13 protein-coding genes and 1 tRNA gene are annotated in these 14,619 nt (G+C 64.3%); 6 read left to right on the top strand and 8 right to left on the bottom strand.

Annotated elements, in window-relative coordinates; translation table 11 throughout:
• Complete coding sequence (locus ACQCSU_RS14715; RefSeq protein WP_426976026.1) at positions 1-876, bottom strand: phosphatase PAP2 family protein; 876 nt, start codon at positions 874-876, stop codon at positions 1-3.
• A 61-nt stretch (positions 877-937) separates the two neighbouring features.
• On the opposite strand from ACQCSU_RS14715, the gene ACQCSU_RS14710 reads away from it, so the two are divergent.
• Entirely contained in the window at positions 938-1,441 is a 504-nt protein-coding gene (locus ACQCSU_RS14710) for a nucleoside deaminase (RefSeq protein WP_426976025.1), read from the top strand.
• Positions 1,442-1,488: 47 nt separating this feature from the next.
• On the opposite strand, the gene ACQCSU_RS14705 is transcribed toward ACQCSU_RS14710, so the two are convergent.
• From ACQCSU_RS14705 to ACQCSU_RS14690, 4 genes are read right to left on the bottom strand one after another with little or no spacing between them, the layout of a single operon-like run.
• Positions 1,489-2,784: a DNA glycosylase AlkZ-like family protein gene (locus ACQCSU_RS14705; RefSeq protein WP_426976024.1), complete on the bottom strand. Its 1,296-nt coding sequence runs from the start codon at positions 2,782-2,784 to the stop codon at positions 1,489-1,491.
• A gap of 4 nt (positions 2,785-2,788) precedes the next feature.
• Entirely contained in the window at positions 2,789-3,988 is a 1,200-nt protein-coding gene (locus ACQCSU_RS14700; protein WP_426976023.1) for a glycosyltransferase, read from the bottom strand.
• A 9-nt stretch (positions 3,989-3,997) separates the two neighbouring features.
• Positions 3,998-4,396 (bottom strand): 6-pyruvoyl trahydropterin synthase family protein, encoded by a 399-nt coding sequence (locus ACQCSU_RS14695; protein ID WP_426976022.1) that lies wholly within the window; start codon positions 4,394-4,396, stop codon positions 3,998-4,000.
• Positions 4,397-4,400: 4 nt separating this feature from the next.
• Entirely contained in the window at positions 4,401-5,423 is a 1,023-nt protein-coding gene (locus ACQCSU_RS14690; protein WP_426976021.1) for a zinc-dependent alcohol dehydrogenase, read from the bottom strand.
• Positions 5,424-5,561: 138 nt separating this feature from the next.
• Between ACQCSU_RS14690 and ACQCSU_RS14685 the strand changes: the two genes are divergently transcribed.
• Positions 5,562-5,651: transfer RNA gene (locus tag ACQCSU_RS14685), tRNA-Ser, on the top strand.
• Between the two features lie 262 nt (positions 5,652-5,913).
• Here the strand turns inward: ACQCSU_RS14685 and ACQCSU_RS14680 are convergent.
• Together ACQCSU_RS14680 and ACQCSU_RS14675 are read right to left on the bottom strand one after the other, a co-directional pair.
• Positions 5,914-7,641 (bottom strand): hypothetical protein, encoded by a 1,728-nt coding sequence (locus tag ACQCSU_RS14680; RefSeq protein ID WP_426976020.1) that lies wholly within the window; start codon positions 7,639-7,641, stop codon positions 5,914-5,916.
• A complete protein-coding gene (locus ACQCSU_RS14675) occupies positions 7,634-8,437 on the bottom strand; it encodes a hypothetical protein (protein WP_426976019.1) in 804 nt (267 codons plus the stop codon). The genes ACQCSU_RS14680 and ACQCSU_RS14675 overlap by 8 nt, the downstream gene beginning before the upstream one ends.
• A 577-nt stretch (positions 8,438-9,014) precedes the next feature.
• On the opposite strand from ACQCSU_RS14675, the gene ACQCSU_RS14670 reads away from it, so the two are divergent.
• Both ACQCSU_RS14670 and ACQCSU_RS14665 read left to right on the top strand, forming a co-directional pair.
• A complete protein-coding gene (locus ACQCSU_RS14670) occupies positions 9,015-9,455 on the top strand; it encodes a hypothetical protein (RefSeq protein ID WP_426976018.1) in 441 nt (146 codons plus the stop codon).
• 844 nt (positions 9,456-10,299) lie between these two features.
• Positions 10,300-10,788: a hypothetical protein gene (locus tag ACQCSU_RS14665; protein WP_426976017.1), complete on the top strand. Its 489-nt coding sequence runs from the start codon at positions 10,300-10,302 to the stop codon at positions 10,786-10,788.
• Positions 10,789-11,210: 422 nt separating this feature from the next.
• Here ACQCSU_RS14665 and ACQCSU_RS14660 read toward each other — a convergent pair whose 3' ends face one another.
• On the bottom strand, positions 11,211-11,426 hold the full coding sequence (locus tag ACQCSU_RS14660; RefSeq protein ID WP_426976016.1) for a hypothetical protein: 216 nt from the start codon (positions 11,424-11,426) through the stop codon (positions 11,211-11,213).
• Positions 11,427-11,888: 462 nt separating this feature from the next.
• On the opposite strand from ACQCSU_RS14660, the gene ACQCSU_RS14655 reads away from it, so the two are divergent.
• Complete coding sequence (locus ACQCSU_RS14655) at positions 11,889-12,953, top strand: helix-turn-helix domain-containing protein (protein WP_426976015.1); 1,065 nt, start codon at positions 11,889-11,891, stop codon at positions 12,951-12,953.
• Positions 12,950-14,101, top strand: a complete 1,152-nt coding sequence (locus ACQCSU_RS14650) for a hypothetical protein (protein WP_426976014.1) — start codon at positions 12,950-12,952, stop codon at positions 14,099-14,101. The genes ACQCSU_RS14655 and ACQCSU_RS14650 overlap by 4 nt, the downstream gene beginning before the upstream one ends.
• Positions 14,102-14,619: the final 518 nt, after the last annotated feature.

Below are 14,619 nucleotides of genomic sequence, written 5' to 3'. Positions count from 1 at the left end.
TCACCCGGTCGCCGAGGACCTTCCCGAGGGGCCGGGGGTATCGGCGTCGTTGGTCTCGGCAGGACGGCCGCTGCCGGAGCCCCCGCCACCGGCCTCCGCACCGCCCTCCGCGCCGCCCTCGTGGAGGCGGGCGGGATGGTCAAAAGTCGGTGCTGGGCCGGCCTGTTCCCGGTGGCGCAGCACATGGAAGAGCCGGTGGGCCAGGATGACGATCCCCACCCAGCCCAGCCCCAGCACCCACCCGATGATCACATCGGTCATCCAGTGGTGCCCCAGATAGACCCTGCTCATTCCCATCGCGACGATGAAGATCACACCCGCCGTGATCAGGCCGGCCCGGGCGATGGCCCGATGGACCTCCAGACAGGCGAGGTACACCACAAGCCCGATCACCACCGTGGTGTTGAGCGTGTGGCCGCTCGGGAAGGACGGCGAGTTTTCGTAGGGCGGGACGGCGTCGGCGTGGTCCGGCCGGTTCCGGCCGATCAGCTTCTTGCCCAGGGTGGTGGCGGTCACGGAGACGGCGGCTGCGCCTCCGATCAGGATCAGCGGCCGCCAGGTACGGCTGGCCCAGATGAGCCAGGCCGTCAGGATGCTGGCCAGGATAGGCATGCCAATCCCGCCGCCGATGTTGGTGAACCCCGTGACGAACGAGTCCAGGCCTGGACTCCGTAGCTGTTCCATAAACGCCAGGGTGGGCTTGTCCAGGTTCGCCAGGCCGACGTCGTCCACGACGTTGTCATAGACCTCGGCGCTCAACAGCGCCAAGACCACCACGACCACGCCGCCGATGAGCATCGTGACCCACAGCGCCGCGTAGGGCACCACCCATTTGCCCCAGCGGTGCGTCAACCAGCTCTCAGTCCTGGTATTCACGGCTGTCTCCTGACGTTCCGGTGGTGCACAGCGTGCTTAGTGTCGAAACTATCATTGAGCCATGACTTCCCCGGAGCCACGCCATACCGAATGGATGGGCCTTGCCATCGCCGAAGCACGCCGGGCGCTTGCCACCGACGACGTGCCGATCGGAGCCGTCGTGATCGGACCCGACGGCGCTGTGCTCGGTTCCGGGCGCAATGAACGGGAAGCGCTCGGGGACCCGACGGCGCACGCCGAGATGGTGGCCATCCGCGAGGCCGCGGCCCGGCTGCGGGAGCGCAGCGCACGGAGCGGGCAACGCGATGACGGCTGGCGCCTGGAGGACTGCACCCTGGTGGTGACGCTGGAGCCCTGCGCCATGTGCGCCGGGGCGGTGGTGCTGGCCCGGATTCCCCGGGTGGTGTTCGGCGCCTGGGACGAGAAGGCCGGGGCCGCGGGTTCCGTGTTCGACATCCTCCGCGAGCGCCGGCTCAACCACTGGGTGGAAGTGTACGCGGGAGTCCGGGCGCCGGAGTGCGCGGCGCTGCTGCGGGGCTTCTTCGCCGGACACCGCGGCAGCTGAACCTCGGACATCACGGCCCCGTTCCGGTGGCATCCGGTCCTGCTGGCTTACGTGCCGACGGCGGAAGCTGCTGCGGCGGAGCCTGTTGCGGCTGCCGCCAGGACGTCGATCCGCTTCTGCCGGGTGGCCGGTGAATCGAGGCTGAATGCACGGAAGTCACCCAGGTCCTCCCGGATCCAGGCCTCCACCTCCGCGATCCGCCGGGTCACCGCTGGCGTCGGGCCGTGGAACAGCCAGGGCACGATCCGCTCCTGGCCCGGCTCGTACTGCCAGAGCCCGATGATCCGTCCGCGGTCCAGGATCGGGTGGTCCGGCAGGTCCGCCTGCAGCGCCAGCGAAGTAATGACGTCCCTGCCGATGTTGTCCCCGTCAGGTCCGTCCTCGGCGAGCAGCTCCGCCGCGTTGCGCCGCAGCAGCACCAGCGAATCGGTGCCGGCGAGCAGCTGGATCTGTTCCTCGGCCGGTTCCTCGAACGCGGCCAGGCGTTCGACGTCGTCGGGCAGCAACCACAGCCCCCCGCCCCCGGCGGTGGTCACCTCGGTGGCCACCTCGACGGCGCCGACGGCTGCCAGCGCAGCCTTGCTCTGCGCCACGGTGAAAGCCGTGAACCCCTGCGACTGCTTGAGCGTGGCCCCGCCGGTCCAGCCGAGGTAGCGGCGGATCAGTTCGGTGCGGGCTTCGTCCTCGTCCAGGGGGCTGGCGGGGAGGTTCCAGAGCTCGTAGGCGTAGCGCTGCTGGTCGAGACGTCCGTTGGCGGGGACGCGGCGGATCCTTCCCTGCGCCTGCAGGATACCGAGGACGGTGGGCAGTGTGGTGGTGGCGCCCTTCTTCTTGCCTTCCTCCCCGAGGTTCCGCACCGAGTCGCCGAGCTCGTCCTTGAGCTGCCGCGGGTCCATCGGCGCGGCGGCTTCGGCGAGGGTGTGCAGGACCTGTTCCTCCAGGAGCGTGATTTCCCCGCGGTCGACGCCGAGCCTGCCAAGCACCCGGAAAGCCTCGGCGGCGTCCTTGCCCAGTTTGAGGGCCCAGGCGAAGTCGTCGCGTCCCAGCACGTAGGTGCAGCCGCGGGCGGTGGGCAGTTCGAGGATCCGGTAGGAGAGGACGTCGGCGTCGACCTGTTCCCGGCGGATGCCGGCGCGGGCAAAGAGCGAGAGGTACGGGTTGGCGCCGCCTACGGACCTTGCCCAGCCCGCGCGGGCGAAGACCTGCTCCGCCGTGCAGCCCGCGAGCGAGCCGTCCAGGCCCTGCCTGTGCCAGGCCCAGGCGCGGAGCCGCTCGGGCGTGAGCGTCCTGGCCGGAGGGATGTTCACGGTCGGGGGCACGGTGGTGAGGGGCTCGGGCGTCATGGGGTCATTGTCCAACAGCCTGCGCGGCAGGGGAATCATCTGCCGCAGGCAATTCCGGCGGGTCCCGCGGGTGCGGCGCGCGCGGAGCTGTGTCCAAGGCTTCGAACACCGTCCTGGCCGTGGTCTCCCACCCGGGCAAGCGGTCCCTGGCAGCGGCGGCGCCCGCCCGCCACCGGGCGCGGAGCGCCGGCTCAGTGAGCCAGCGCCGGAGGACCTCGGCCAGCGCCGACGGGTCAGAGCCGAGTGCGACGGCGGTGCCCGGCAGTGCGGTCACCTCGGCTGCCGCGGTGTCCGGCGGGACAGCCAGATTCTGGCTTGGCGCACTGCCGGCCGCGAGCGCCTCCACGGCTCCGGTGCCGGCACGCACCACCACGGGGATGCCGCGGGCGATCGACTCGGTGACCACCAGCCCGTAGGTCTCGGCCCGGGAGATGAGCAGGCTGAGGTCCGCGGCGGCCCATTCTGCCTCCAGCGCTTCGCCCCGGAGTTCCCCCGGGATGCGGACGCGGTCCTGCAGCCCCAGCCGGACGACTGAATCCCTGAGCTGCGCGGCGTACGCGGCGTCCGCGGAGTCGGAGCCGATCAGCGACGCCGTCCACGGCAGCCCGGTGAGCGGGGCCAGCGCGGCGAGCAGCAGCGATTGGTCTTTGTTCGGCAGCAGGGCGGCCACCGCAAGGAGGTGCGGGGGTTCCGAGCCGTGGGCGAGCGGGGCGGGCTCCGTGCCCGGCAGGGCCACCGTGACGCCGCCCAGCCCGTACCTGGCCCGGATCCCGGCCGCGGCCGAGCTGCTGGTGCAGATCACCCCGGCCGCTTCCCGAAGCGCCCGGCGTTCCAGCCCTGCCCCTTCTAGACCGGAGTCGTCGAGCGGCATGTGCAGCAGGATCCAGGCGGGCCGCCCGGCGGCCGCCGCGGCCGCGAGTTCCTCCGGCGCCCCGCAGGCGAGCAGTCCGTCAACGAGGGTTATCCTGCTGTCCGCGCCGGAGTTCCCCGCCCCGGTGTCGCCGGGGTCGTGCAGGAGGGCGGCCAGCCGCCGTCGGTCCGCCGGGCTGCCGCCGGGCCAGTCGCCGTCGAGCGGGCAGGTCTCCACCGCGGCCCCCAGCGCGGACAGCTCCCGGGCGAGGGCGGCGTTGTAGACGTTGCCGCCGGAGTTATGCCGGACGTTGCCGGGCACCACCAGGCGCAGGCGGAGGTCTGGCGGCTGCACGGCGGGTGCCTAGCGGGCGTCGAAGTCGAGCGTGTAGCTGGCCCAGGCGTCGGGGGTCTCGCGAAGGGTGACGTCCAGCCCGGCCAGCTCCGGCCCGTCCTGTCCCTGGCGGATCTTCGCCGCCACGGCGTCGGCGACGTACTGGGCCAGGGCCTCGGTGGTGCTGAGCTTTCCGGCGAAGTCAGGGTGCTCGTCCAGGTTCTTGAAGTTGAGGCCCTCGAGGACGGAATCCAGCACGTCGCCGGCCTCTCCGATGTCCAGAACAATCGAGTCGTCGTTCAGCGCAGGACGGCGGAAGGTCACCTCCGTGACGAAGGTGGCTCCATGCAGGCCCTGGGCGGGGCCGAAGGCGGGGCGCGGGAGGCTGTGGGCGATCATGAAGTTGCGGCGGACGGTCAGGCTGAACACGGTCTTACCTCGTGGCTTCTGTGGTCTTGGGATCGGGGACTGGGTATTCAATGACGTGGCAGAGCGCGTCCAGGGTGCCCTCGGAAAGCTGCCGGACGACGTCGGGCAGCTCTTCGAAGCTGGACGATCCGGTGAGGAACACATCGAAGACGGGGTCATTCAGCAAAGAGACGGCGAGCTCGAGCCGGTCCGCGTGGGTGCGGCGGTGGCGGCGGGCGCGGGCCACCACGCCCACCTGGCTGGCGCGGATGGAAAGCCGGCGGGCGTGGAAGTCCTCCCCCAGCGGCAGCGTGATCTTCCGGTCGGCATACCAGGACATCTCGATGATGTCGCCCTCGTCGCCCACGAGCTGCAGGCTCCGTTCAAGCCCTTCCTGCGAGGCCGAGCAGTGGATCACGATGTCGCAGTCCGGCAGGGCGTCGTCGGGGTGGCTGAACTCGACGCCGAGGGTTTCCGCGAACGCGCGCTTGGCGGGGTCGACGTCGATCAGCTGCAGCCGTCCGAGCGGGAACGCGCTGAGGAGCTTGGCCACCATGCCGCCCACGAGTCCGGCGCCGATCACGGCGACGCGGTCGCCGAGCCGGGGGCCGGCCTCCCAGAGCCCGTTGACGGCGGTCTCGACGGTTCCGGTGAGGACGGCGCGGCGGGCCGGAACACCATCGGGGACGACTGTGAGCGACTCGACCGGGACGACATAGCGGTCCTGGTGCGGGTACAGGCAGAAAACTGTCCTGCCCGGCCAGTCCGCCGGGCCTTCTTCGACGACGCCGACGGAGAGGTAGCCGAACTTCACCGGCCCGGGAAAGGAACCCTCCTGGTTGGGGGCAGCCATTTCCGCGGCGACGCATGGCGGCACGCGGGCGTTGTGGACGACGAGTTCGGTGCCCTTGCTGATGCCGGAGTACAGGGTGCACACGATGGCTTCGCCTGGCCCGGGGGCGGGCAGCTCTTCGCGCCGGAGCTCACCTTTTTCGGGTCCGACGGTCCAGTATGCGGTTGCTGTGGCCTGCTGCTCAGAAGTACCCATCTTGCTGATGAATCTAGTGCCCAGGCAGGGTACTGGGAAGCCTGTCCTGTACCGGCGGGTCGTCCCGGGACATGGCCGAACCGCTCCGTGCCGGCCGTTTTGGGGTTGGGCGCCTTGCTCCGGTACCCTATACAGGTTGGTGACGTGTCCGAGCGGCCGAAGGTGCAACACTCGAAATGTTGTTTGGTGTCAAAGCCAACGTGGGTTCAAATCCCACCGTCACCGCCAGAAGGGGGTTTTACGAATCCCCGAAGTACCTAGTTACGAATTCCCTTGGGCATGTTTTCTGCCCGAGGGAATTCGTCGTTTCGGGGGCGGAGCGCAAGGTTGATGCTTGACGGCACCGGTTTGGGTGAAATGCTTCACACTATGTTGTTGCCAGCGTCTCTGCATGTGTGGGCGGAAGGCCGGATCCGGTGCTTGCTTTGGATTGCAGGCATGGGTAGGACCCCGTCGCCGTGCGGCGGCGGGGTCCTAGTCGGTGCGTTCTTTAGGGGTCTAGTCTTTCGCTGAGTGTCTGTGTGCGGCGCTGCCTCGTGTTCTTCGGTTCTGCACCGTAGTCCCATTGTTCGCTGTCCAAGGGACTTTGGAGTCTCTGCTTAAAGTGCCAGTTCCTCACGATGTGGAAGTTCAGCCCCACCACTGACCCGGCAAGGAGGAGGGCGGTGCGTCCTCGTGTGCGGACCATCGTGTAACCTTTCTGCCACGACGAGATGTTGGCCCTTGCGTCAGCGTTGAACGATTCGACAGCGTTGCGGGCACCGTAGTTTTTCCGCCAGGCGGAGGATTGGTACGGGGGCCATTGCGACTCTCGCGCATATTCGTCCGGGGTGACTGTTAGTGTTCCTGAGCAGCCACAGGGCTCCCCTTCTTCGCAATTGGTGAGAGGAATAGTTTCCTTGAGCGTCATCGAGGCCGGATTGTTCATGCAGCGAACGGTTCCTGCAGTGGCTGGGCCCTTCCAGCGCTGATGGCCGTTCTCCGGGTTTCGGGCGCCGTGGGGGCTGTAAGCGAAGGCCCGCCGTTGATCATACTTTTTTGTCAGTTCTTTCAGCTTTTCGGAGTCGAGATTGAATGGATTGGGCCGGGGAAGCTTTTTCTTCAGCGTCTGCGGGAGTGCGTCGGAATACAGCCCCCCATCGACGTAGATGGTGTCGTCAAACGGGCTCGCCCTGGTAGTCCGTTGATTATCGGCAAGGTCGAACGTTGGGTTGACGCCACGCTGCCACAGTGGGAGTTGCCAGTTCTCGGCTGTATGCATCGAGTACCCCCGGTCGACGTAGAGGTTCTCTGGGTAGCCCGCGTTGGGGGCGGCGCCTTCCGGGTGTTGGTTGGCACATGCCTGGGCCACCAGGTCTAAGAGCGTCAGACCCGCAATCGCCCGGGTTGTCCCGGCCGGCGCCAGAAGGAAGCCACGGGCGACTCTTGGGGCCTCGATGGTGCCTTTGGGCCATGCATCCACTGCTATGTGCGCTTCATACCCCGCGTAGAACTCGCTCTGGTTTGTCGGGGTGGTTGTTCGGTGGCCCCATCTGGCATCTCGGTCGTCGGTGGGAACGGGCCTGTCCGCGTTGAACCAAATCTTGTCGCCGGGTTTCCTCCGGGGCTTGTCTGGCTTTCCTTGCAAGGCATCATCGGATCCAGGGCCGTCCCTTTTCACCGTGAAGTATGTCTCGATCGCTGTTCCGTCCAGGGCCAGCCCGACAGGGGCCGGCTGGGCCTCAGGGATGGATGCTCTGATCAGTTCGTGGATGAAAGCGTCAAGCCCTGAATACGGGATGTTCGCTTCATCCCGCATCGCCAGGATTTCCCCTGTTTCAGGATGAACCCACTCCTCGCCAAAACATGTTTGCCGGTCGAGGACTTTGCGCAGGATATCGAACGTTCGCCACACCTGGTGGTAGTCAATTCCCTGAATGATTCCAAGCTGATGGATTCCGAGTGAGGCCTTTTCCTCCGCGGAGAGGGCGTGAAGTTCCTGGGCAATTCCCTTGATCGGCACCCTCTCCTTGCCGAAGCGGACGGCATAGTAGATGAGGCCGACAACGAAGGCCTTGAAGGGTACGAGTCGTTTGGGACCGGATCGTTTTTGCTCATATATGGTCAGCGCTTCCGGCCAGGGGGTCCGGTCGAGGACCAGCATCGCGTATTCCAAAGCCTGCCGCTTCCTTGGCCTGGGAGGTCCGTTAAGGGGGCGGACATTGATCGTCTCAGTCATGGAACGTCGCCACATCCACGAACCACTCGTCAGTGTCCCGGTACTGGACGTGCGCCGCCAACTCGATAAGGGACTTGGTGTTCCGGAGTCCTGACATGTAAAGAATTTCCGAGAGAGTGCAGCGGCTGCGGAGCATCCTCAGCAACCAGGTAGTGCGCAGCTTGTTTGTTGTCGGGCGCCGCACCCTGGGGTAGTGGGGTTTACTCAGCATGCCGTCAAGCCGATTCATGGGGCTTGTCCCGGTGAGGGGGCCCATGAACGGCTCGTTCGGGTTGGCGTCGGCGATTTCAAGCAGCGGATCCACGTACCTGATGTGCATTGGCACTTTGCGGGCTCGAGCGCCAGGGATGTCAAGCATGAAAACCTCGTCGTGCAGAACGAGGCTCTCGGATCCGACCAGCAGGTATTCATCCGCGCGGAGGCCGGCGCCTAGCCCGAGGCAGAGTTGGGCTGTCGCGACGCGTCGGCAGAACTCTGTGCCTTGCTGGGCAGCCATCCGGAAATAGCGCTTCACCTCTTCGGCCGAGTAGGGAGGTGAAAGTTGCGCGACTGGGAACTTCAGCGCAGGCGGGGTCCATGCGACCTTACGAGTCACGTGGCGCCCTACGCGGATCAGGCTGGATCGCCGGGTTCCACGCGAATTGGGGACGAGATGCTCCGTGCCGGTCTGGATGTAATGCTCAACCCGCAGCGGCGTAAAGACCGTCTCGACTTCCAACGGCACGCCATGCTCGTGCGCCCACGCCACCATATAGACGATGGCATTGATGTAGTTCCGCAGGGTCGATGCGGCCATGCCGGGTTCCATCTCGATGAACCTAGTCGCGACCTCGCGTACGAGAGGCCCTATGATCCCCCATAGTCCAGCAGGCACACTTCCAGCTTTTGGTCTGTACGACGCGACCAGCTCAGCAGGACTTGGGCCGGTCACGAGTAACTCACCCAGACGCTTTGCGGACCCAGCGCCGGCACGTGCGCGACACCCGCTATAGAGCCCAATAGGGCCATCCAACCCGGACCAGGGCAGGCCTGCGGATCGAGAGGCAAGGGGACTGAAAATGGGCGCACTGAATCCATGCGTTGCTTACCCAAGTGAAACTGGGTAACATCGGGGACGTCGGAGAAGACGTTTTGCTGAGGGCCCCCGGAAGTCGCGTTGGCGCGTGACTTCGTTTTGGGGGCCATTTCAGTATCCAGTGCCGCCTTGGGGCGGCTAGTCATGTGGTCGATCAATCCTTTCGATCAAACAAATTGAGCCGTAACACTACACACCACTTGGCAAGTCGACAAAGAGTGTGTAGCATGGGACAGTAGGATCTTTGATCTACCTTCGGCAGTACAATTAATACCATGCCCTTTGGAACAGTCGCACCATGAGCTCACCCAAGTACGCGCCGAAAAGCTTCGCCAAGGTCCCTGCCGATTTCGGCAAACGCAACGAGATCCCTTGGAATGACGCCGATTCGCTGCTTGATTCCGACCGTCTGGCTGCCTCGATACTCCAGCATCGCTACGCCTACAAAATACGGTCCAGAATCGCTGAACTCGGCATGTCGCTCGCAACCTACTCCGCACAGACCGCTCAGACGTACGACCGAAACCTCAAGATACTCGGAGGCAACGCCGTCATGCGCCTGGACTTCGTCACCGAAGCGGAGCGGCTCCTCGGTCACATCCTCAACGGCGGGGATGGTCTCGCGGCCTCCTCGCCGGGAGACCACCGCACTCGACAAATACCGTCAGGCACCCCAAACGTCGTCCGCGTCGTTCACGGCGGGTCTGACTGTAATGCCGGGATTGGGCATCTTGGGTAGAAGTGTTCCGCGCAGAGATGCTGCTCGACGACGTAATCGACCCATCGGGTACGCCCTTCCACCGCTTCGTCGCCAAGATCCCAAATCACCGCTAATGCAGGACGATAGCCGGGGTGAGAGACCCAACAGCGCACAGTTCAGCGCTCATGCAACCGCGGGATCCATCGGAGTTGAGCTCGCACGCGGAGACAACGACTTCGCACTTCGCATGCTTGCCATGGCCGTAGCCCGCTTTCGGCAGCTGCCACCTGACCAGCATTCCAGAGGCTTAGAAAAACCGGAGACAACTGGTTCCACTGAGTGGGACACCCTACTGGCCGTCGTCGTCGGCTTAGAATGTGACAAAGCAGGAACTCCGCGTCCAGGCTGGACGCGCCCCCCTTCACTTGCCCACGAATGGGTGGCCACCTCGATTGCTCGCCCAAGCAAGCAATGGGTCGCACGGGTCAGATCAAGAACGCCAAAGGAATTCTCGGATCTCGGTATCTGGTTCGACCCTCGAAACCTTGACTCAGCCTGACCCTTACTGCTATTTCATCAGCTGGGGCGGGCACGCCACCCGGCCGGGTCGCAAAAGACGAACGATCGAAAATCCGATGCCCCCTAGCACCGACGGCGCCCTGGTGAGGCTTTAGACTCCTTTAGATTCTTTAGACTAGCTCCGCTAATGCTTAAAACGTCGCTTACGCGTTCTGTTGGGATATCGACTAGGATGCCTCGCCCGACCGACCAAAGGGCCATTCGCGAACGAACCGGATACCTCCCAGTAATGCCAGTCTCGAATCTCCCCCGGACAGTACCAAAGCATCTTGAAGACTGCGGCGCCAAAGGAGATCATCGAAACATGAACGACGTCGAAGGCCAAGGCCAACCTGAGCGAACACGACACTTGGTGGAGGCGATGGAATCTTTTGGTCGTCAGGTATCCCCTCAGCTGGCCCGTTCCGTCCAGGCGACCGTTAATTTGAAGATCCGCATTCGCGAGGATTATGGGCTATTGAGTGATGCCGACGTTCACAGAATGCTTGGCTTACCCGGAGGCGCCGAGCTCCCCGACCTTCTGGCGCTTGTGTACCAGGGGAATGTCGTCTTCCCAGGATTTCAATTTGAACGTGCGCGGGGGGCGGGCGAACTGTCGACGGTCAGACCGTTCCTTGTTCAAGTGCGGGCACTAGCGCGGGAGGTGGGCTGCGATGACCTGGACATGATCACAGCGCTGACCAGCCCGACGACACATCTTGGGGAGGGTCGGACGCTTGTCGACTGTCTTGACGACACGGATACGGATATTCTCCTTGCGAAGCTACGCAGCTCATTGACGTTGGAGTGGTGAATAGCCGGCCCTTAGTGAGCAGCTAGACCCGTGAACGTCGGAGGCGGCCGCGGCCGCGGCCGCGACCTTACCCGGAAAGGATCCTGGCAAAGTAGTCCTCCATCTCCGCATGCCCAATGACTTGGCTTGTGCGCTCATAGGGGCGGAGACCATGTTCCATTCGCACTCGATGCCACGGCGTTCCAGGCAAGTGGGTTAGGTCGCTCAGTTCCTTTCCGGATCTCCAGCCCCAGGGAGCCGGCGAACGCGGCCACCGGCTCTGTCGGCCGGCTGCCTGCCGATGCCGGACTCGTTGTCCCACAACAGCCGGGACGGAACCGCCTGCGCGTCCTGCAGCAGAGTCCACATTCCGCCCAGAAGGTCCGGCGTCGTCCGCGACGGCAGCATCCGTGCCTGGATGAAACCGGAGAACGCCGAGGTCATCACCAGCACCGGGGCGTGTCGTTCTGGCCCGCACCGACGGGCAGCGGCTCGTGCGGGAACCACAGATCGCACTGGACCTGGAATCCCGGCTCGTGGACCAGACGGTCAGCCGGGTCCGGCGGCGCGTATTCCGGCCGGGTCGCGGCCACCTTCGCCCGGAACAAAGACGCGGAACCAGACCAGCCCACCCGCTCCGCCAGCGTCGCGGCCGGCATCGTCGGCGTCTTCACCAACAACGCCCGGACCCTGGGAGCAAACGCATCAAAACTCGACCCTCCGGATGCCCGCTGATACTTCGGCGCCCGATCCGACTCCAGCGCCCGGTCCACCGTCCCGCGGGAAACCCCCACGATCCTACCGATCTCCCGCTTCGAGTGCTTACCCGTCGAAAACAGGTGGCGTATCTCCGCCCAATCATCCAAATTGATCACCTTCCATAATGGTCGGTGGCCCTATTTTCAGTTGGCGTTCCTGGCCCTATTTTCGGTTGACGTTAACATCATGCCTCCACCTTGCCACAAATGAGAGCAGTGCTCTTGAGATGCGATCCGAGGACACCCCCGAAGTGGCGTGGCCGTCCATCGAAGTGCTAATGGGACACGTGTCATCCACCACTCCGCCGGGGGCCAACTTTGGATCGCGTTATAGAACGGCACATTCATCGCGCTCAAAAATGTTTGGAATATTCCACACATGCTGCTATTCTCGATTTCATGGAACAAGCACCGTCACCAGCATCTGCCTTGCTGGAGACTTTGCGTCTCTCTCGAGGCTTGACCCAGGTCGAACTCGCTCGTGCGACCGGCATTGCACAGGCAACGCTGTCGAAGGTGGAGTCAGGGGTCATGGACCTCGACGCGGATCGGTGGGAGAAGATCGCGGCCGCCCTTCGCGTTCCCGTACGGGCTTTCACAGAGGCTTCAATCACAGTGCACCCAGAACGCATTTTCCACCGCAAGCGCCGCACTACGCCGAAGAGTGAGATTCGGCGAATCGGCGCGGACTTGGCGTTAACGCGGCAGCGCATTGCCCGGCTCATAGGTGCTCCTGCGACGACCCTGCAACGACATGACCTAGAGGATGGGTTCGTCACACCCCAGGAGATCGCCCAGGCAGTGCGGTCAGACTTGGGCGCCGGGACTGAACCCATCACAGATCTAACAGGTCTACTCGAAAACGCCGGCGTTACCGTTCTATGCTGGGCTCTGGACTCGCTGCAAGTTGACGCCATCGCCGCGTGGCCAGAAGACGCTGCCCCGCTGATCCTTCTCAGGGAAGATGCAAGCGCCGAGCGTCAGCGCTTCACGATGGCGCATGAACTAGGTCACGCGGTACTGCACGACGGGGAAGCCACCGAACAGCAGGAACGCGAAGCAGACGCCTTCGGAGCAGAGTTCCTCCTGCCGGCAGCACGCCTACGCCGCGAATGGCCGACTCCACCACACTTGGAAGATCTCCTGCCACTCAAACGCCGCTGGGGCGTTTCCCTCTCTGCGTTAATTCGTCGGGCTCACGACTGCGACCTCCTTGACGAAAGCGCCTATCGTCACTGGAATATCGTCCTGAGCACCTCGGGCATGCACCGCAGGGAACCGGACCCGCTGCCACCGGAACGACCACGACTCGTGACCGACAACATCCACGCCGAACTTGCCAAGGGCGCAACCCTCGAAAAGCTCGCCGAACGCACACACATGTCAACCGACGAATTCTCGTCCATCTTCCTGGAGAAGTCCGCATGAACCAGTTCTCGGTCGTAAGCAACCCCCGCATGGCAAGTTCCGCCCCGACTCACTTCGACCGTGGAGTAGAAACGGGGCGAGCCAAAGAGCTCCTCGCTTTCCGCCAATTCCACGTATGCGGTGACAACGTTCTCAACACACTTCAGTACGTCGACGACACATCCGGAGGGGTGTTCTTCACAGGCCAGTACGGCGCGAAGAGGATGAATGATCTGCGGAGGCACCACCCGACGATTCCCATGATCTTGGAGCCCCGGTCCATAACCCATCACATCGCTACGCCAGATCAACCGTTCGTCCTGCCTCCGGGCAACCTGTTTCACTCAGGCGATCTGGCCGGTGCACTCGATGATCAAAGGGCAGATGGAAGTGACCTCGCAATAACACCAACCGGTCAGATTGCTTCCGGTGACTCGGCATCGCTGAAAGCCGCGCTGTTCGCAGCCAATGCGCTCGATAGGGAGGATACACTTCTCGCGCTGCCGTTGGCGGCGAACTGGTTGAGTGACGAAGCGGCGACCCGACAGGTCATCAAGGCTATCGACCGCAGCCGCCACCCTGTCGCACTGACGTTTATTGACCGCGCTAACCCACTGGGCAGCCTGAAGAGGATGCGCGCTTACCGCCGCCTCATTAGCGAGACGACTGGGGCAGTTCTAGCCTATCGTGTCGATCTGTTCGGATTTGACGCCCTCGCGGGCGGGGCCATCGCGTCGGCCATCGGAGCGTACCCGGCCGCCCGACGGCTCACCCCGGTAGGCCGCGGCGGCTCCTCGGCAGATCCAGAGGACAAGTCACCCCACATGCTGATCGGCGATATTCTGAGGTTCACGCGGTCGAAATACATGCGGCGGCATTGGTTCGCCGAAGCGCCTCCGATGCGTTGCTTCTGCATGGTGTGCCGCGGTGATGATATCGACCGGTTGTATGGCGACGAGTCCGACCGGATCATCGGCCACCAGCACAACGTTCTGGAGATCGGGCGGCTGTTTTCCGTTGTTGGTCATCTCCCGCCCGCGCAAACGAGGGCAGCGTGGGCGAAGCTTGTGGCCGGGGCACGTGACGCGTATCCACAACTCACAACACATATCGGCGCTCCTGTCCGGCCCACCAAAGACCTCGACGTCTGGGCCGAACCCGTCACCTAACCTCTGGCCGCATCGGAAGTTAGGAATTGCTCGTACACGAGCTCAGCGAAACGCCATCGCGCCGGGGTCCACCGCCGCGGTTCGTAGGCGGATGGTTCGAGAAGTCGCGTATCCTGGTCCCCCGCGATGACCCCCAACCCGTAGTGCGCCGCTTCCGTTAGCAGCAGCGTCTTGTCGCCCGGTATGGGCCGTGCCACACGCACCGTCCGCGGCGCGTAACCTACCCACCGGTGTGCCAAGGCACACCCACGTGTCCAGTCCTTGGCCCGAGCCTCGATATCAATGACTTCAACCGGGATGCCCAGCTTCCTCCGGCCCCACGTCGAGCCGTGCGGCTCACTAATGAGAGCCGCCCACGCAGATGCCCCATCGCTGGTCAGTGCACTCAAGAATCGTGTCGGCACAGGCGCTAGGTCGTCGTCGGGAAGCGCGAGCAAGGCCGCGAGGGTCCGCTCGTCAACAACTGCCCCTACCCTCCTTTCCAAGCGTGCCTGATGCTCTTGTTCGTCGAGTAAGTA

This window comes from Pseudarthrobacter sp. O4, assembly GCF_050157025.1.
In the GTDB taxonomy this organism is placed as follows: Bacteria; Actinomycetota; Actinomycetes; order Actinomycetales; family Micrococcaceae; genus Arthrobacter.
This window is presented reverse-complemented; position numbering and strand designations above follow the sequence as displayed.

Coding starts and splice junctions, on each gene's coding strand:
- ACQCSU_RS14670 (WP_426976018.1), top strand. CDS start 9,015: ATGAGCTCACCCAAGTACGCGCCGAAAAGCTTCGCCAAGGTCCCTGCC.
- ACQCSU_RS14710 (WP_426976025.1), top strand. CDS start 938: ATGACTTCCCCGGAGCCACGCCATACCGAATGGATGGGCCTTGCCATC.
- ACQCSU_RS14650 (WP_426976014.1), top strand. CDS start 12,950: ATGAACCAGTTCTCGGTCGTAAGCAACCCCCGCATGGCAAGTTCCGCC.
- ACQCSU_RS14675 (WP_426976019.1), bottom strand. CDS start 8,437: ATGGCCGCATCGACCCTGCGGAACTACATCAATGCCATCGTCTATATG.
- ACQCSU_RS14665 (WP_426976017.1), top strand. CDS start 10,300: ATGAACGACGTCGAAGGCCAAGGCCAACCTGAGCGAACACGACACTTG.
- ACQCSU_RS14690 (WP_426976021.1), bottom strand. CDS start 5,423: ATGGGTACTTCTGAGCAGCAGGCCACAGCAACCGCATACTGGACCGTC.
- ACQCSU_RS14705 (WP_426976024.1), bottom strand. CDS start 2,784: ATGACGCCCGAGCCCCTCACCACCGTGCCCCCGACCGTGAACATCCCT.
- ACQCSU_RS14660 (WP_426976016.1), bottom strand. CDS start 11,426: ATGCCGGCCGCGACGCTGGCGGAGCGGGTGGGCTGGTCTGGTTCCGCG.
- ACQCSU_RS14680 (WP_426976020.1), bottom strand. CDS start 7,641: ATGACTGAGACGATCAATGTCCGCCCCCTTAACGGACCTCCCAGGCCA.